Source organism: Bacillus cereus group sp. MYBK108-1, assembly GCF_051917185.1.
In the GTDB taxonomy this organism is placed as follows: domain Bacteria; phylum Bacillota; class Bacilli; order Bacillales; family Bacillaceae_G; genus Bacillus_A; species Bacillus_A cereus.
On record NZ_JBQAHZ010000001.1, the window covers coordinates 461,557 to 479,393 of the forward strand.

Below are 17,837 nucleotides of genomic sequence, written 5' to 3' on the forward strand. Positions count from 1 at the left end.
CCTTTAGACTTCTAGTTTTTTATCGATAATATAAGCAATTACATATATTATTAGAGCACTAACCATTACCATGAAACTTATATTAAAAATGTTAAATCCATTTTCTTGAAACATATTAATAAACAGACTCTTGCTTTCACCATGATATTCTACTCTTCGCAATACTTGGAAAGCTGGAGCTAATTTTCCTAGCAAGGTTGTCGCTAAAGTAATCGCTATATTTATTACTAGGAAAATAATAACGATTAGTATATTTTGCGCCTTTTTCTTTTTCGTAAGTAACTTTACTAGAGTAATTACTAATATGATTTGTAAAACACTAAACAAAAACTCAAATAAATCGCTTATCGTATATATTAAATTATTAATTATGCCTACTTGCATAATCTCTTTTGCTTCTACATATACAGAAGTCGTAGGAAAAGCTAATACATAACTTACGTAGAAAAGAATTCCACATATCCCATACCATATAGCCATTGCGATAAATGAGAAAATAAGCATAGAAATTACATATTGTTTCCCAGATATTGCTGTAAGTCGTAACATTGGATTAGTTAGTAAGCGTGAATATGATTTCATTGTTTGTATAAACATATAAACAATATAAAAGAAAAATATAATCATAATGATTCCAAATATACCCTCTTGTCTACTGATAGCCGCATCACTTTTTCTTACAATCATTTGTGAAAATAACACAGCTTCAATTAGCACAAAGAATAAAAAAGTAACAATATATCTTTTCTTATTTACATTCCATAAATAGGAAAGTACTGAATTCACTTACTAAACACCTCCTTAAACAATTCATGAACTGCTTTTCCTCTCTGACAACGAATTTCTTCTACATTTTCATATAGAACCATTTCTCCATCTTTTAAAAAGATCACTTCATCAAAAATATTTTCAATTTCATTTATTAAGTGAGTGGAAATTAATATCGTACAATCTTCCCTATAGAACTGTAGAATTAAATCCAATACATGTTCTCTAGAAAGAGGATCAATCCCGCCCAATGGCTCATCCAATACATATAGCTTCGCTTTTCGAGAAAACGTTAAAATAATCTGCAGCTTCTCAACCATACCTTTTGACAATGCTGTAATTTTTTCTTCTAACGGTATTTTAAATTCTGCAATCGTATCTACCGCTTTTTGAATATCGAAGTCTTTATAAAAATCTCGATAGAAAAATAAAGCGTTTTTTACAGTCATCCAATCATCAAAGATTGGCTTATCGGACATAAATGAAACAATTTCTTTCGTCTGTAACCCTACCTTTTTACCGTCTATTGTAATACTACCTTCAGAAGGGTGTTGCAAGCCTGCAATCATTTTCAATAACGTCGTTTTCCCGCTCCCGTTATCTCCAACAAGCCCAACGATTTTCCCTTCCGTAATCTCTATGTTTAATTCACGGATCACTGCTTTTAATCCGTATCTCTTCCATAAGTTTTCTATTTTCAATAGCTCTGTCATTGGCTCTCCTCCCTCTTATCATGTAATGAAGAACGAAGAATTGTAAGAATTTCTTCTTCTGAAAAACCTAAATTGTCCATTCCATCTATAAAAGAATGAAGTAATTCTTTCGCCATCTCTTTTCGCAGCTCCATAATTTTCTCCCCTTCATTCGTTACATACCGTCCCATTCCTCTACGTGTGACAACAACTCCATCCCGTTCTAGCTCTTGAAATGTACGCTGAATCGTATTTGGATTCACTTGTAATTCACTCGCTAATTCACGGACAGAGGGAATTTTATCACCAGGTAATAAATGTCCTGTTACGATCTCTTTTTTTATGTATTCCATTACCTGAATGTAAATTGGTGTATTTGGAGAAAACTCTATTTTCATTTCTTCCCTCCTTTTGTATTAGTGTACTAGTTAAATAATACACCGATACAAAAAGTTTGTAAATACCCATTTAATTACAAAAAAGTTCTATCCGTTAAACGAATAGAACTTCCCAAATATAAATCGCTATACAAAAATAATAGTGTTATGTAAACAAAATTATAAAGAAAAACTGTCTTATCAATGAATAAGACAGTTTTTCTTTATACTCCTATATTAAAAGTTAAACACGAAGTCATCGTCAGCTAACTTTTCAACGTTCGTTGCTTTTACGTAACCATTTCCTTTTACAGAGAAGAAATCATGGTTTTTCGTATCTGTACGTAAACCATTTAAAACGATTGGGTTAATTTCTTCTTCTTCAAACTTCGGCTCAAGTCCTAAGTTCATAAGCCCTTTATTCGCATTGTAACGAACGAAACGATTTACATCTTCTACAAGACCGATAGAAGTGTAAATTTCTTCTGTATAGGCCATTTCAATTTCATATAGTTCCATTAATAACTCTTGTGTTTCTTTTTGCACTTCTTGTTGCTCTTCTGCAGAAAGTTCTGCGAAGATTTGTTGTGCTAAAATACCGACGAATACGCCGTGAATTGACTCATCCTTTACCTTCACATAAGTTCGCTACTCCTATGCCGTTTATACAGCTTACAGTTTCCTGTAAGAAGAGACTATATCATCTACCTTCTCAGGTAGCCCTCCATTTCGATTTAAGGGATTCTCACCCACCGCTTGGCCCTACTCCTCTTGCGGAATTTCACCGCCATTGGGATAGTCGTTGAACGTTCCTTTATCTACGTATCGCACCCACCACTGTTTATACAGTTTTCGATGTCTGATACGGCTTCCTGTGCCGCTCGATAACCCATGTTTTCTTTCAATGGATGCATTAGATTCACCGGCTTGTAGCATCTGAACGATATCCAAAAACATTTCAAGAGTCACACGTCCCCTTGTTTTCAGTTGGTGTTCAGATTTAACCGGCATATAATTTTGCACTTTTCCCCAAAGATATTTATAACGTTTCTTATGTCGAATTAAAGATACATAATTAGGATGAAGATTATACATATCAGCAATTTCTGGATTTGTCTTTCCGCACTTTAGTAGTTCTACAATCTCAAAAAATTGTGCATCTGTAATTTTTGATTGTGGATTTTTTTCACCTATAACACGTTGCCTTTTCTTCTCTAATTGTTCTTCAGTGAATTTAATTCCACCCAATCCTTCTCCGCCTAACGTCAAGTTATAGCCATTATTATAAGAATCATACAGCCAAATATACTGTTGCTCAATCTCACTCAATTCTTCCAATGAACATTCTATTTCCTCTAGAATTCCATATTCTAAAGTGGATTCATATTTACAGTATACTGCTTGTAAATACCTATTATAATGTGTACCACTCTTTAACATCCACATATGTTCCCTAATTCGTTTTAAATTTGAAACGTTCACATCTTTACCAATATAATACTTCCCATTGATTTTTAAATAGTAAATTCCGTACATGTTATCGCTAGATAAAGGCTTCGCTGCTGATTGCCCTATCAGCTATTCTCCTTTCCATCTATTGATAGTTAGAGAATAACCTGAATGCATATATTCATCAATAATAATACAGATAAATTTACAATAGGGGGTCCCAGCAATTAAAAGGGTTTTTCAATTGGTATCTCTACCAAAAGCCGCCATAAGTTAACGGATAATAAGGTTAATAATTTCACCACTTGCCGTCAGTTTACCTTGACCAGCTAAGTAAAGTGGATAGAAAAATCCACTATAGAATAAGTAACTTTCTAAGAACACACTTGCTACCATTGCCATGTATAACTCTTTTTTCGTTACTTCAGGCTTTAATAAACGACGATAGTAACTAGTAATAATACCAGCTTTTTTCTCAAGTAACGGATGATTGTCTACCCAGTCAAAAATATCATCAATTTCTTCTTCTGTAGCTAATGTTGTGAAAATGTGACTATAACTTTTCGCATGTACTTCTTCCATAGCTCCCATGAAAGCTAATACACTTTTCGCTTGTAAATTTTCAAGATGAACAAGTACAAGTGGCATTCCTTCGCCACCTTGTTTCGTATCTAAAAGTGTTAAACCACCTAATACACGCTTATAAGCAATTTGCTCTTCTTTCGATAATTGCACCCAAGTATTTTTGTCAGAAGAAACCGCGATTTCTTCTTCTGTCCAAAACTGAGCGATGTTTTGCTTCCAAAACATTAAACTGAAATCATCTTCCTTTTTATTCCAGTTAACAGCGCGCATTGAATCACCCCTATATCTATTATTGTTCTACTGAACGGTTAAATTTCCATCTAACAATGAAAAGCTAACCGTTTAGTAGAACAAACCAAGTATGAGCAGGGTTCATAACCCTGCTCATACTATTAGGTTATTCATTTAGTATGGCAATATGCCATTAAACGGTACAAGCCACACACTCTTCCACGCTTAATTTACGTGTTCTCGTATAATACAGACTCTTTAAGCCTTTTTTATGTGCATAGATGTAGTAACGTGCTAATTCACGTGTTGAAATATCACTATTAACGTAAAGAATTGTACTAATTCCTTGGTCAATATGTTCTTGAATTTCTGCGATTAAATCAATTAATTTAAACTGATTCATATCGTAAGAAGATTTATAGTACCAGAACGTATCTTTTGATAAATACGGCATTGGATAATATGTTGTCGCATTCGCATATGTTCTTGATTCGATTTGACTTACGATCGGCATTACGCTTGAAGTTGCATTTTGAACGTAACTGATTGATTGTGTTGGAGCAATGGCAAGACGATATGAGTTGTATAAACCATTCTTCTGCACTTGCTCTTTTAAACTTGTCCAATCTTCTTTTGTTGGAATATGAATTCCTTCAAATAGTTGCTGAACTTTTTCAGTTACTGGGCTGTAATCTGTCGTTTCATACTTTTCGAAGTATGTGCCATTCGCATAATCAGATTTATCGAAGTCCTTAAATGTCTCGCCTTTTTCTGTAGCGATTTCCATACTTTTCTCAATAGAGTAGTAATTTAACATCATAAAGAATGTACGAGCGAATTCTTTCGCTTCTGCACTTTCATAAGCGATTTTATTTTTTGCTAAATATCCGTGTAAGTTCATTGCTCCAAGTCCAACTGAATGAAGCTCGTCATTTGCTTTTTTCACAGTTGGTGCATTCGGAATAATCGTCATATCAGAAACAGCTGTTAAAGCTTCCATTCCCGCATGAACTGCTTCACGAATTTCTTTATTTTCCATTACGTTTACGATATTTAACGATCCTAAGTTACAGTTAATATCACGACGGATAATGTCATCTGTACCGTAATCATTTATTTCTGAAGTTTCTTGAAGCTGGAAGATTTCTGTACATAAGTTCGACATCTTCACAGTTCCAATATCCTTCAATGGATGTTGATTATTTGCATTTGATTTAAACATTAAGTATGGGTAACCAGACTCAAGCTGAATCATAGCGATTTTAATAAGCATATCACGTGCACTAATATCTAGTGGCTTCTTCTTCACTTTCGGATTGCTCATTAATTCATCGTACATTTCATCGATATCAATGTCATCTAAATGCTTTCCGTATTCTTTATACACCGTGTAAGGCGCGAAAACATGGAAAGGTTCGTTTTTCTCAGCAAGCTCAAAGAACTTACTTGGAACGATAATTCCGATTGATAGAGACTGAATACGGCTCTTCTCATCGGCATTTATTTTTTTGGTCAACTCGTCTTCATATTTCTATGAAGGTTGGACTATATCATCAACCTGTAACTGGTTGCCTTGCACTTCGACTGGTACCTATTTCCAGCCTACTCTACTAGCTTTCGTCTAATGACGCGCGTTCGATAGTCTCTACACCTTCTTGAAAGTATTGATAATTAGGAAAGTTATTGGATAGTACTCTATATTTTATCGTATTAGCAGGTACATTAAACACTCGTCCAGCTTCTGCTAAAGACTCATAGTAAATGTCATTTATAACAATTGGCTTTTTTTGTTTTTCTCTACCTGAATTATATTGATTTTTTTGAGCTTTACTTATCTTCATACATGTTTCTTTTGTATGCTTTTTACCTTTACGAGATCTAGACATTTTTTCTTTTGTTTCATCAGTATGTTTTCTACCATGAAATCGTTTAGTAATCTTAGATCTCATATTCTCCATATGTTGAGGTTTATCATACCAATAATTATTAGGCCCAGTATTAATTTCAGAAAGAAACTTTTTTACTTCCTTTGAGTGGGTTTTCCCATACATATGGTTCTTTTCCCCACTCAACGCCCCACCTCTAGCGATAGGATGTCCGTTGTAGCAATACTGTTTCCCATAATATTGACTTAATAAACTTTGCTCTATCTTATGAAGAATGTCCTTATCATCTGGTAATTCAATTATCCCTTTAAACTCAAATTTATTCTCACCATATAAATTCCAGGCTGCTTGTAAATGTTTACTATGATGCCGATTAGCATTCAATTGATTTCTATGAGTTTTAAATCGTACTTTAAAATTATTAGAACTACCAATATAAAACTTCCTGTTTTCCTTATTAATTATCAAATAAATTCCACAGTTCATGGAATCTCGCCTCCGGTGAATATAAGATTCCACTTCACCCAAGTAATATTTCTTTCAAGCTTGGCACGGTATTACCTGCTATCCACTTGCATGGACCGTAGGCTCTCTTAGTCAGCTTCTTCGCGGGTTCTTTTTCTTTTACCCCTTATTCAACTGATACCGTTAGCCGCTAATGCGACACCCTATTGGTTAGGTTCACAAGGTTTTCTCATACACATTACTGTGTAGAGGGACTACCAATTAATCCAGGAATTCAATAATATCCCAATGGAAAATGTTTAAATATACTGCACCGGCACCTTTTCGTTGGCCAAGCTGATTCGCATATGAAAACGAATCTTCAAGCAATTTCATAACAGGTACTACGCCACTTGCAGCGTTGTCGATACCTTTAATTTGCTCACCGCGTGCGCGTAGCTTAGATAAGTTTAAAGCTACTCCCCCGCCGATTTTCGATAATTGCATCGCAGTATTAATGTTAAAGCCGATCGAATTTAAGCTATCGTCCATCTCTAACAAGAAACAAGACACCATTTCTCCTCTTCTGCTTCTTCCCGCATTTAAAAAGGTTGGTGTCGCTGGTTGGTAGTTTTGTTTTACAATCATGCTTGCGAATTGTCTTGCCTTCGAAACATCACCGCGTCCTAAGTATAATGAAACAATTGCTACACGATCTTCATAGCTTTCTAAGTATTGTTTTTGATCATTCGTTTTTAACGCATAATCTTTGTAGAACTTAGATGCTGCCATATAAGATTGGAACTCGAAGTTTTCACCATAAGCGATGTTATATACTTCCTCTACTTCCTCCAAGCTATACTCGTCCAGAACGTTGTAATAGTAATCATGTTCTTTCATATACTCCATTCGCTCTGCCACGCTATTAAAAGGAACGGTATTCTCTCTAGCTTCTTCCATAAAGACTTCTAATGCCTCTTTATCTTTATGAAGCTGATAAAAACCGTCCTGCATTTGCGTGATTTCATTATTCAGTTCAATGTGTCGCAATCTCCCGCACCCTTTCCTTAAAATATTCTACATCGTTATTTGTTCCAGATAACTCAAATTTTGATACAATAGGCACTTCATATTTAGTAGAAATCTTGTCAGCACTTGCACCGAACATGTCTCCCCAGTTACGATTGCCGCTTGCAGATACGCCTTTTAATTTTTCATTATTGCGCTCTAAAAAGTCTAAAACACGTTCTGGTACATTGCCAAAACCTGTTGTATACGTAATAAGAATAAAGTCTTCATCTATTACTAGATCTTCATCAATTTGAACGGCCGGCATATTTAATTTGTGAATGAAACGCTTCACGTTTCCTGTCATAGAATCATATGCAACTAACATTTCCGACCCTCCCTCTCAAATCTATATTCTCTATATGTTGTTCTTGATTTCTCTATATATTGTATTACGTTTCAAAATAAGACACAAGATATATGTATAAATTCTTTCTTTTTTTAACTTTTACTTTTCGACATGATAGCCGTTTTTTTTCAATACAATGACTATGAAACAACATTCTAAAACTCATGTCAATAAAGTGCTTTTCAAAAAAGTTGTCAACGAATTTAACCTTATTTTTAAAAAAGTTAACAATATATTTTGTCATAAAACGTTAGATGCTGAAGAAATATATTTCTCCAGCATCACGCAAAAAAGAACAGATATGAAACTATAATCTGCTCTAAAAAACGATTACATTTATCAAATTTACCTTATTAAATATATTATACATATACTTTCGTTTCTCGTTACATACTAAAAGATAACTATTATAGAAAAAGATTATTATTATGGAACTTCAATTTATTTATGAAAAGTTTATTCAGAGTGCTCAATGCGCAAAATATCTTTTACAAATATATGATGCGGATTTTCATCTTTATCAATCATTGTACATACCGGAGCCTCTTCATCAAAGTATACAATCATTCCTTCTACGTACTGATATGTATGTCGAACTTGTACAGTTACTTTAATTTCTACTGCTTCTTCATATGCTCTTTTTATTTTCTGAAGCATTTTTGCTGAACATTTTCGTTTCTCTGGATACATAACCATTCCCATAAATCGATTGCCGGCTCTATCTTTCCACATATAATCCCAATGTGGTAAAATGCCTTGTTTAAAATCGCCCATAATTCCCCTCTCCTTTATCTTTTATTTATCCCGCATTAAACGTCCGATTGGTGAAAGGCTACTAATCAGTGAGAGATGCCCTGCTGATCAAAATTCCTCTTTATGAACGTGGCGTTTCTGAATATGTATAAATCACTTGCCCGCCTCGCTGTGCGTTACCAATGAAATGCTTAAAGTCTTCTCTATTTACAACAACTTCTCTGAACGTATAAAATACATCTTTCGTAACAACATACTCCTTTATTTCACCATTTTTTAGCTGATCTAAAATTGTATTTGCTAATTCTTTATCCATGTATTTCACCTCTCTGCAATATTTTATTTTATCGTATATTCTATAGGTCAACAACTGTAAATTTATCCCGCTATTTGCAGGTAGTGCGATTGGTGTTGACTACTAATCAGTCATGGAATGAACAAAAAATCTTACTGATTAACGTTTCACTTTATCTCGTTGTTATGTCATGATTTTATTTTCGTTATTTCGCAAACAATATCGTTTTACTATATGTCCACTAAATATCATATACTAACATAGCTACTTCTCTATATCAAACATTTCGGCATTCAATTATGCAAAGTTCCATACCACTATGCTACAATATACAAATAGAACTAGGAGGGATACTATGATTCGGAAAGCAAAAAAGACAGATGCAATGGCAATAGCTCCTTTATTGTATAATGCTCTGCATGAAATTGCTGAAAAAATCACAGGTAGCACAGATGAAGCAGAAGTATTACTAGGACTTGAGACATGGTTCTCAAAAGAAAATAACCGTCTGAGCTACGAAAACTGTTTTGTCTATGAACAAGACGAGAGTGCAGTTGGAGTTATTGTCGCTTATCACGGTAGTGAAGCAACACAGCTTGACGCACCAATTGTACATCACTTAAGAGAATTACATAAAGATGAATCAATTACGTTAGAAAAAGAAGCTGAGCTTGATGAGTATTACATTGATACACTATCAGTTTCAAGTGCACACGGCGGAAAAGGTATCGGTTCTAAATTAATTGAAGCTGCCGAAATCTATGCAACTGAAAAAGGGCATGAAAAAATCGCTTTACTTGTTAATTTAGAAAACACACGCGCCTATTCACTATACGAAAAGTTAGGTTATAAAAAAGATGAAATTGTTATGCTAGTAGGCGAACCTTATGCTCATCTCGTAAAACCATTAAACGTCAAAATTTCTGTATCTTAAAAAGAAAGCACACGATTTATATAAATCGTGTGCTTTTATGTTAAATTCGTATTTAATATATTTCCATCCATCGCCTCGTGAAACGTATATGTTGTACATCCCCATGGCTTTCTATGCAAAATAGGCGAACCAGACCATCCCATTGCCCTCAGCTCCGTTCCAATCATCGAATTAAAATAATTATGACCTACAAGAGCAATACTTCCATGTACGAGAGCATAACGATGTAATACGTAAGCTGCTTGCCTTGCCCTCTCTCTTACTTCCTTATAAGATTCAACATTTTTATGGTAACCAAGTATCCATAATGCTCGTCCAATACACATCCATACGTTAAGTTTACACTTCAACCATTTTGGCGCATAAAAGCTCGCCGGAACTGCCGCTTCCCTAAAAAGAGAATTTTGTATAAAACATAAAGAATCCATTAATTCAGCTGCTGACTGTACAGCACACTTTTGATCACTCGTTACAATCAATTTCGCTACTTCAACCGCTTCTCTTGTTTCCAATGGTATAGGTTGTTTTTCTGTTATAGTATGTAAGTCATATCCTTTTATCCATTCATGAAAGGATGTAACCGTCATTGGTTCTATAGTACAATCTAAGCGACCATGACGAATAAAAGAAATCTTCATTCTTTTCACTCTCCATTCATCACTTATGAACTCTATTATGCACTAGTTCTAAACATCATACCACGCAAGAAAATAAAGTTATATACCTTTACATCTCCCCACCACTATCATGTGTTATCGAAGCATGGATACCATCCATCCCATCAAAATATGTACTCGTATCATATTGACGAATCTTTTTTAAATGCATATAAGAAAATAAAAATAAAATTAAAGCTATAACACTCCCCACAAATTCAAACATCATTTTACCGCCTCTAATTTCTCCCACTTCAGCAGGTTATTCTACTTTTTCATTATACCTCGATATAAAGATTCTCGCATTTTTGCTATTTTTTTCAAAAAACATGGATTTTCTACATATTTTCTTACAAAAAGTGAATATTTTTCGAATTTTTACTTTGGAAACATTTACAAAGTAGGAAATATGGTTCAAAATAGGAGGAAATAAAAAAACCCAAATTTATTCTTTTTTTGGGAAAACTGTAACAAGGAGAGTTGCTTATGCAGATCGCAGAAACTGGAGATATCATCGAATTTAAAGGTGGAATGCAAGGCCGTGTTCAAAAAGTAAATCAAAACTCTGTTATTGTTGATATAACAATTATGAAGAATTTTAGAGAACTAGATATGGAACCTCTTACAGTTGTAAGTCATAAAAACTATACTGTCATTAATCAAAATGCATAATATAATAGAAAGAAAGGGCCTGTATAGTATACAGGCCCTTTCTTTCTATTAACGATTATCAATTGTTTCCGGATATAGATCGTGGTTCATCATGCGGTAATCAGCCATTTGTTCATACTTCGTCCCTGGGCGCCCGTAGTTGCAGTATGGATCAATTGAAATACCACCACGTGGTGTGAATTTCCCCCATACCTCAATATAACGTGGATCCATTAATTTAATTAAATCGTTCATAATAACGTTCATGCAATCTTCATGGAAATCACCATGATTGCGGAAACTAAATAAATACAACTTTAAAGATTTACTCTCTACCATTTTTTGCTCTGGAATATAGCTAATATAAATTGTTGCAAAATCTGGTTGTCCTGTTTTCGGGCATAAACTTGTAAATTCAGGACAATTGAATTTTACAAAATAATCACGGTTTGGATGATTATTATCAAATACCTCTAATATTTCTGGGCTATATTCAAATAAATATTTTGTATTTTGATTCCCTAGTAATGTTACATCTTTTAAATCTTCATCTAATCTTCCTGTCATTTTAAACATCCCTTCTCGTTATACGCCGCGCTTATTTCCCCATACTAACGCATGAAGCTGAGGCAATACTTTTGCATCATTCATCTCTTTACAATTTACAGCTTTATCAATCAGCCATTCATACTTATCTAATAATTTTTTTATAAGCATCGTATCATCCACTGTTTTTGTATCATCGTTTCCTACTTGTAAGAAAAATGGTACCTTTGGATAACGTTCGTGCATCTTAACTGCATATTCAAAATCATGATCATCGAATACTACTACTTTTAAACTAATATCTTTTCCTGCTAGTTTCTGAATAATAGCATCTAACCTCTGAAAATCTGTTTTCATCGTTGAACTTGGTGGTTTTGGAGAAATTGTTATCTCATCAATTTGAAGTAACCAATCTTGCCATTTACTCCCTTGCGTTTCAATTGCCGTTCGCATTCCATTTTCTTTTAATATAGAAAGAAGAAACTCAATATTTTTCAATAATGCCGGATTTCCACCTGAAATCGTAACATGAGAAAAATTTTCTCCTCCAATTGCAACAAGCTCATCCCAAATATCTTCTGGTGTCATCTGTCTAATTTGATCTTTAGCTGATCCATCCCACGTAAAAGCAGAATCACACCAAGCACAGCTATAATCACAACCAGCTGTACGGATAAACATTGTCTTTTGCCCTACAACCATTCCTTCACCTTGAATAGTCGGACCGAATATTTCTAAGACAGGGATTTTACTCATCAAGCATCCACTCCCGTCTTACTTCCGCATAACTAGTCGGCGTCTCAAATAGACGAACAAATTCAACGCGAGCTCCTTTATATTCGTTCACTCGATTCTCTTTTGTTAGTGCTTCTGCCATCTTTTCATAAATCCAAACGACCATATTTTCAGCAGTCGTATTCATTGCAGGTAACGTTTCGTTTAAATAGCGATGATCTAGATAAATTTCTATTTCATTCTTCCAAATTTCTTTTATATCTCCAAAGTCAATTGCAAGACCTATTTCATTTACATATCCACTAATTCCAAATACAACTTTATATGTGTGACCATGTAAGTTTTTACATTTCCCTTCATAACAGTGTAAATGGTGTGCTGCATCAAATGTAAATTCCTTGCTGACCATTACTCTTTTATTATGGTATTTGAGTTGTTTACGCTGAATATCCTTGTCCATTTTTTGCAAATTCTCTACGATGCGAAATCCAAAAAAGTTATCCATTAGTTGTTCGCTCCTTCGCGTTCTTGTAGGTACGTATCTAATCCTGCTTTACGAAGTTGACATGCTGGACATTCACCGCAACCATCACCAATGATTCCGTTATAACACGTTAATGTTTTTTCTCGAACAAACTCAAATGCTCCAAGTTCATCTGATAATTTCCATGTTTCAGCCTTATCAATCCACATAAGTGGCGTGTGAATGACAAACGGGTAATCCATAGATAAATTTAAAGTAACATTTAACGATTTCACAAACACGTCACGGCAGTCTGGATAACCACTGAAATCAGTTTCACATACACCCGTTACAATATGACGTGCTCCAACTTGTTTTGCTAATACAGCAGCAAATGATAAGAAGAGTAAATTTCGTCCATCTACAAATGTCGATGGCAATTCACCTTCTTCATGTGTAATCTCCATATCCGTTCTCGTTAACGCATTTGGAGCAAGTTGATTTAATAGACTCATATCTAGTACCGTATGCTTTATTCCTAGTTCTTTTGCAATTTCCGCTGCACAATCAATTTCTAGCTTATGACGTTGATTGTAATTAAACGTTACAGCTTCTACCTCTGCAAACTGCTCTATTGCCCAAAATAAACATGTCGTACTATCTTGTCCTCCACTAAAAACAACAACTGCTTTTTCTTTTTTCATTTCACTCATTCTCCTTCTCTACTATAAATAAGAAGAAAGAACGTTCTTGAACTGTCACAATAAAAAAACAAAACAATACCTAAGGATATTGTTGTTTCCATAGTTTTTTATAGAGGGAGTTCGCGAACCTCTCCCGCGCGGTGCACGGAATTTCTTCTTTCATTGACACAGCTTATTGTAACATATTGTATACTAGCGTAAAAATTTCTGATTTTTCAGCTATTTATTATTTCATTTCTTTCATTTTATAGTATGATTAATTTAATATAAGAAGAGAGGAGGCATCCCACTGAAATCCTTTATTATTTATCTCTTTTTAAATATATTATTCATCCTGATTACAATGCTCGTATATCATTTATTTTGGAATCAAAAAGGGAAACGCTCTCCTAAATTAAATTCAGCTATATTCATTGTACTCTGTTGCCTTGCTACCGTACTCTGTATTACATTTGCAGCAAAAACAAATAATGGTTTTCAATTTGATATGCGCCATATTGTATTAATTGTCGGTACATTAACGGGAGGGCCTATTGCTGGTGGTTCTATCTTAGTTGTATTAAACATATATCGCTTATTATTAGGTGGGGTAGGTGTTTTCCCATCTCTTATCGGTTCTGTTCTTCTATTTATTGTTCTATTATTAACATATAAATTTTTCAATCGAACTTCTAATCGTATAAAAATAACACTTGCTATTATCTACAGTCTCACATACGGATTTAGTTGGATACCCTTCTTCCTTTCAAAGGTTACAAATAAGACTGATTATATACCGCATATTATTGTGTATGAATTATGTTCAATGCTTGGTACGATTCTAATTTTATATTTACTACACATATTACAAACTCAAGTTCGTCTCCAAAATGAACTTATAAATGCTGAAAAGTTTCATTTAATTGGTGAAATGGCAGCGTCTATCTCTCATGAAATTCGCAATCCATTAACTTCAACGAAAGGTTTTTTACAACTGTTACAATCAGATACATGCACTGAGCAGGAACGGAAATTATATATCGACATTGCCATTAATGGCATCGAACAAGCAAATCATGTTCTTACAGATTATTTAACCTTTGCTAAACCAAGCATTGAAAAAGAACAAATATTACAGTTAGAAGAAGAATTACTACATGCATTGTCGTTAATTACACCGCTTGCTAATTTAACAAATGTACGTACTCATTATATAAAGCAAAGCACTTCTTTTTTTATCGCTGGAGAAAAGCAAAAACTAAATCAATGTTTATTAAATATTTTAAAAAATTGCATTGAGGCTATGCCAAAAGGCGGTGATCTTTATTTCACATTAGTTCCTGATCATAAGCATATTCAGTTATATATAAAAGATACAGGAGTCGGTATGGATTCAGAACAAGTAAAACGTCTTGGTTCGCCCTTTTATTCAACGAAAGAAAAAGGTACTGGACTTGGAATGATGGTCGTATTCAGTGTTGTTCAAGCTATGAATGGAAAAATTGATATTATAAGTGAAAAAGGAATCGGTACAACCTTTTTATTAACTTTTCCACTCATACAAAAAACGTGATGAAATACTCATCACGTTTTTTCTGTTCCTTCAACTAATTCAGCAAAAGCTTTCACTTTTCCGTGCGGTTGTTGATTTTCTTTACGTGCTTTCCAGGCGCGCTCTTCTTCTCGCTTCTTCTTAGACATGTTTTTTCAACTCCTTCTTTTCTTTCTTATTTCTCCATGTAGTATTCCAAAATAAGAAAGAAAACTATGCACGTATCAAAAAAGAAGTGGTTTCCCACTTCTTCCACTTTAGCGTTGCAAAATTGCATATTTCGCCTCTTTTAACTGCGTAAGATGTCTTTGTTCATGCAAATCAAGAAATTGAACCCATTGATACAAATTCAGATCATTAAAAACAGGATGCTTTAATCCATTTTCAAATAGATCTTTTTCATCTATAACACTATGAAGCGCGTGTAATAGTTCTTGGCGTGAATGTTCTAGCAATTGAATTCCTTGCTGTTTTTTCATTAAAGTTTCTGTTGGTTGCATTTGCTGAGGAGCTTCTCGTTTATGTGTGCGATCAAGCGTAAGTTGGAGGTCTTTAAATGGAGTCATGTTTCTTTCATTTTTTTGTAAAGCATATACAAGGGCAGACGTGACAGATTGTTCAACTAAATGCAAGTGGTGTAAAATTTGAATAATACTCCATTTATCACGGCGTGGCTTTACATTCACTTCTGTGTCATTTAACATTTCAATTTCTGATAATAGCGTGCTTCGAGTAGCCTGTAATGAGTTTACTAAACTTTCTAAACTTACATCCATATTAGATTGAAGCATACTTGTTCCCCCCTTTTGTTGGTGAAAAGAGGTGCTCCTTATTAGAAACACCCCTTTAGTATTCTGAATTTTCTTTTATTATCTCATCATTTTCCCATTATGTCGATGTTAAACATGTGAAAAAAAGCGCATGTTTTTTACAATTTTGTGTCGTCAATCGCATGTAACCATGCTTCAATTTCTGTAATAACACTTTTCACACAGCCTTCAGCAAATGGTGATGTTAAATTTGCAACCTCTACTAATTCTAAGAACGATTTACTTCCACCTTGTTGGCACAGATTCACATAATCTTCCCACGCCTCTTGTCTATTATCTCTTGCACGTTTCCAAAATTGTAGCGCACAAATTTGAGCAAGCGTGTAATCAATATAATAGAACGGTGAGCTATAAATATGCCCTTGACGTTGCCAAAAACCACCGCGCTCTAAATAATCATTCTCCTCATAATCACGATGTGGTAAATATTTCTTCTCTATGTTACGCCATGCTGTCTTACGCTCTTCAGGTGATGCTTCAGGATTTTCATATACATAATGTTGATATTCATCAACAGATACACCATAAGGTAAAAACAGAAGTGCTGAACTTAAGTGAGAGAAGTAATATTTATCTGCATCTTCTTCAAAGAATAGCTTCATCCATGGCCATGTAAAGAATTCCATACTCATAGAGTGGATTTCACACGCCTCATATGTTGGCCAATTATATTCTGGAATTTCAAATTTACGACTTTCATATACTTGGAAAGCATGACCTGCTTCATGTGTTAATACATCAATGTCACCAGATGTTCCATTGAAGTTTGAGAAAATAAATGGCGCTTTATAATTCTCAATATATGTACAATATCCGCCACCAGCTTTTCCTTTTTTCGCAACTAAATCTAATAAATCATTATCTAGCATGAAATTGAAAAATTCATCTGTTTCAGCCGATAACTCTTTATACATTGTCTTTCCATGATCAACAATCCAATCCGCATCTCCTTTTGGAGTTGGGTTACCTGTAGCAAACTCAAAGTTTTCGTCGTAATAAGCTAACTTCTCTACACCGATACGTGCTTGTTGTCGCTTTCTTAATTCCGTTGTAACGGGAACGATATAATCTAGCACTTGCTGACGGTAATTAGCCACCATCTCCGCATTATAATCTGTACGGTACATTCTTGCATATCCAAGTTCAACAAAGTTTTTGAAACCTAAAGATTTTGCGATTTTCGTTCTCACTTTAACAAGCTCATCATACATACGATCTAGTTCTTCCTCATTTCCAGCTAAAAATCCGTAGTATGCTTCACTTGCTGCTTTACGTTCGCTTCTTTCTTTTCCTTGCATAAACGGAATCAGTTGCGATAACGTTCTTTCTTCTCCAGCAAAGTCAATTTTTGCAGATGCTAATAACTGTGTATATTGCGATGATAATTTATTTTCTAATTGTAAATCTTTCACGACTTCATCTGAATATGTTTTTAAATCACATTCTGCTAGAGCAAATAATTGTTTTCCATAATACGCCTCTAATTCTTCACGAAATGGAGAATTAATGAGTGCCTTATAATATTTTGTACCATATCCTTGTACAACTGGAGAGAATTCATCAAAGAAATCCTGCTCCTCCTTATAAAAAGTATCCGTCGTATCAACAGAATGGCGAATGTAACAAAGGTTTCCCATTGTACCAAAATCGTTGCGAATCTCATTAATTGAATGAATGACTTGTTTTTGTTCTTCTACAGTTTTTGCGTTATCAAACTTCTCTAAAGCAACAGTAAATTTCTCTTTTAACTCTTCAATATTTGGGCGTTTATATTCATAGTCTTTAAATGACATGAACGAGCCTCCTCTCCATTACATACCTTTATTATAATTCAATACGTATTCTTGAATTCCCTCTTAATTTTCAACAAATTTCGGCAGTGATTGCCCT

Annotated in this window: 20 protein-coding genes, 4 pseudogenes and 1 riboswitch; of the genes and pseudogenes, 3 read left to right on the top strand and 21 right to left on the bottom strand. The window is 34.3% G+C overall.

The window, feature by feature from the left end; genetic code table 11:
* Positions 1-3 precede the first annotated feature (3 nt).
* The 12 genes and pseudogenes from ACTFSL_RS02395 to ACTFSL_RS02450 all read right to left on the bottom strand — a co-directional run bounded on the left by ACTFSL_RS02395 (position 4) and on the right by ACTFSL_RS02450 (position 8,918).
* Positions 4-786, bottom strand: coding sequence for a hypothetical protein (locus tag ACTFSL_RS02395; RefSeq protein ID WP_048538168.1), 783 nt, complete (start codon positions 784-786; stop codon positions 4-6).
* A complete protein-coding gene (locus ACTFSL_RS02400) occupies positions 783-1,481 on the bottom strand; it encodes an ABC transporter ATP-binding protein (protein WP_440041115.1) in 699 nt (232 codons plus the stop codon). Before ACTFSL_RS02400 ends, ACTFSL_RS02395 begins: the two co-directional genes overlap by 4 nt.
* Complete coding sequence (locus ACTFSL_RS02405; RefSeq protein WP_000687512.1) at positions 1,478-1,858, bottom strand: GntR family transcriptional regulator; 381 nt, start codon at positions 1,856-1,858, stop codon at positions 1,478-1,480. Before ACTFSL_RS02405 ends, ACTFSL_RS02400 begins: the two co-directional genes overlap by 4 nt.
* A gap of 216 nt (positions 1,859-2,074) precedes the next feature.
* Positions 2,075-2,470 (bottom strand): annotated as a pseudogene (locus ACTFSL_RS02410) (ribonucleotide-diphosphate reductase subunit beta); the annotation flags it as partial.
* 129 nt (positions 2,471-2,599) lie between these two features.
* Positions 2,600-3,373, bottom strand: a complete 774-nt coding sequence (locus ACTFSL_RS02415) for a GIY-YIG nuclease family protein (protein ID WP_000274263.1) — start codon at positions 3,371-3,373, stop codon at positions 2,600-2,602.
* A 189-nt stretch (positions 3,374-3,562) separates the two neighbouring features.
* A pseudogene (locus ACTFSL_RS02420) lies at positions 3,563-4,141 on the bottom strand (ribonucleotide-diphosphate reductase subunit beta); the annotation flags it as partial.
* Between the two features lie 154 nt (positions 4,142-4,295).
* Positions 4,296-5,615: pseudogene (locus tag ACTFSL_RS02425) on the bottom strand (ribonucleoside-diphosphate reductase subunit alpha); the annotation flags it as partial.
* 97 nt (positions 5,616-5,712) lie between these two features.
* Entirely contained in the window at positions 5,713-6,474 is a 762-nt protein-coding gene (locus tag ACTFSL_RS02430; protein WP_000995587.1) for a group I intron GIY-YIG endonuclease, read from the bottom strand.
* A gap of 243 nt (positions 6,475-6,717) precedes the next feature.
* A pseudogene (locus ACTFSL_RS02435) lies at positions 6,718-7,482 on the bottom strand (ribonucleotide reductase N-terminal alpha domain-containing protein); the annotation flags it as partial.
* The gene (nrdI, locus tag ACTFSL_RS02440) at positions 7,469-7,828 is read right to left on the bottom strand and encodes a class Ib ribonucleoside-diphosphate reductase assembly flavoprotein NrdI (RefSeq protein ID WP_000959447.1); all 360 of its coding nucleotides are present in this window, start codon (positions 7,826-7,828) and stop codon (positions 7,469-7,471) included. The pseudogene ACTFSL_RS02435 and the gene nrdI, both read right to left, overlap by 14 nt.
* 477 nt (positions 7,829-8,305) lie before the next feature.
* Complete coding sequence (locus ACTFSL_RS02445) at positions 8,306-8,623, bottom strand: hypothetical protein (protein WP_000502205.1); 318 nt, start codon at positions 8,621-8,623, stop codon at positions 8,306-8,308.
* 100 nt (positions 8,624-8,723) lie between these two features.
* A complete protein-coding gene (locus tag ACTFSL_RS02450) occupies positions 8,724-8,918 on the bottom strand; it encodes a hypothetical protein (RefSeq protein WP_000356684.1) in 195 nt (64 codons plus the stop codon).
* A gap of 334 nt (positions 8,919-9,252) precedes the next feature.
* Here ACTFSL_RS02450 and ACTFSL_RS02455 point away from each other — a divergent pair, with 334 nt between their 5' ends.
* Positions 9,253-9,831 (top strand): GNAT family N-acetyltransferase, encoded by a 579-nt coding sequence (locus tag ACTFSL_RS02455; protein WP_000619542.1) that lies wholly within the window; start codon positions 9,253-9,255, stop codon positions 9,829-9,831.
* Positions 9,832-9,866: 35 nt separating this feature from the next.
* Here ACTFSL_RS02455 and ACTFSL_RS02460 read toward each other — a convergent pair whose 3' ends face one another.
* Both ACTFSL_RS02460 and ACTFSL_RS02465 read right to left on the bottom strand, forming a co-directional pair.
* A complete protein-coding gene (locus ACTFSL_RS02460; RefSeq protein WP_000703101.1) occupies positions 9,867-10,469 on the bottom strand; it encodes a hypothetical protein in 603 nt (200 codons plus the stop codon).
* Positions 10,470-10,557: 88 nt separating this feature from the next.
* Positions 10,558-10,713: a hypothetical protein gene (locus ACTFSL_RS02465; RefSeq protein ID WP_000461432.1), complete on the bottom strand. Its 156-nt coding sequence runs from the start codon at positions 10,711-10,713 to the stop codon at positions 10,558-10,560.
* A 260-nt stretch (positions 10,714-10,973) separates the two neighbouring features.
* On the opposite strand from ACTFSL_RS02465, the gene ACTFSL_RS02470 reads away from it, so the two are divergent.
* Positions 10,974-11,159, top strand: a complete 186-nt coding sequence (locus ACTFSL_RS02470) for a YkvS family protein (protein WP_001165082.1) — start codon at positions 10,974-10,976, stop codon at positions 11,157-11,159.
* A 48-nt stretch (positions 11,160-11,207) separates the two neighbouring features.
* Here ACTFSL_RS02470 and queF read toward each other — a convergent pair whose 3' ends face one another.
* From queF to queC, 4 genes are read right to left on the bottom strand one after another with little or no spacing between them, the layout of a single operon-like run.
* Complete coding sequence (gene queF / locus ACTFSL_RS02475; protein ID WP_001986050.1) at positions 11,208-11,705, bottom strand: preQ(1) synthase; 498 nt, start codon at positions 11,703-11,705, stop codon at positions 11,208-11,210.
* Between the two features lie 18 nt (positions 11,706-11,723).
* The gene (gene queE / locus ACTFSL_RS02480; protein WP_119683131.1) at positions 11,724-12,440 is read right to left on the bottom strand and encodes a 7-carboxy-7-deazaguanine synthase QueE; all 717 of its coding nucleotides are present in this window, start codon (positions 12,438-12,440) and stop codon (positions 11,724-11,726) included.
* A complete protein-coding gene (queD, locus tag ACTFSL_RS02485; RefSeq protein WP_000368414.1) occupies positions 12,433-12,924 on the bottom strand; it encodes a 6-carboxytetrahydropterin synthase QueD in 492 nt (163 codons plus the stop codon). Before queD ends, queE begins: the two co-directional genes overlap by 8 nt.
* Positions 12,924-13,586 carry a 7-cyano-7-deazaguanine synthase QueC gene (queC, locus tag ACTFSL_RS02490; protein ID WP_000711595.1) on the bottom strand — a complete coding sequence of 221 codons (663 nt, stop codon included), beginning with the start codon at positions 13,584-13,586 and terminating at the stop codon, positions 12,924-12,926. Before queC ends, queD begins: the two co-directional genes overlap by 1 nt.
* A 93-nt stretch (positions 13,587-13,679) precedes the next feature.
* A riboswitch (PreQ1 riboswitch) is annotated at positions 13,680-13,723 on the bottom strand.
* Between the two features lie 206 nt (positions 13,724-13,929).
* Here queC and kinB point away from each other — a divergent pair.
* Positions 13,930-15,138: a sporulation sensor histidine kinase KinB gene (gene kinB, locus ACTFSL_RS02495; RefSeq protein WP_000964154.1), complete on the top strand. Its 1,209-nt coding sequence runs from the start codon at positions 13,930-13,932 to the stop codon at positions 15,136-15,138.
* An 11-nt stretch (positions 15,139-15,149) separates the two neighbouring features.
* Here kinB and ACTFSL_RS02500 read toward each other — a convergent pair whose 3' ends face one another.
* From ACTFSL_RS02500 to ACTFSL_RS02510, 3 genes are all read right to left on the bottom strand, one after another.
* Positions 15,150-15,266, bottom strand: a complete 117-nt coding sequence (locus ACTFSL_RS02500; protein ID WP_000038355.1) for a DUF6254 family protein — start codon at positions 15,264-15,266, stop codon at positions 15,150-15,152.
* Positions 15,267-15,374: 108 nt separating this feature from the next.
* Positions 15,375-15,908, bottom strand: a complete 534-nt coding sequence (locus ACTFSL_RS02505; protein WP_119683130.1) for a DinB family protein — start codon at positions 15,906-15,908, stop codon at positions 15,375-15,377.
* A gap of 137 nt (positions 15,909-16,045) precedes the next feature.
* Positions 16,046-17,740, bottom strand: coding sequence for a M3 family oligoendopeptidase (locus ACTFSL_RS02510; protein ID WP_119683129.1), 1,695 nt, complete (start codon positions 17,738-17,740; stop codon positions 16,046-16,048).
* Positions 17,741-17,837: the final 97 nt, after the last annotated feature.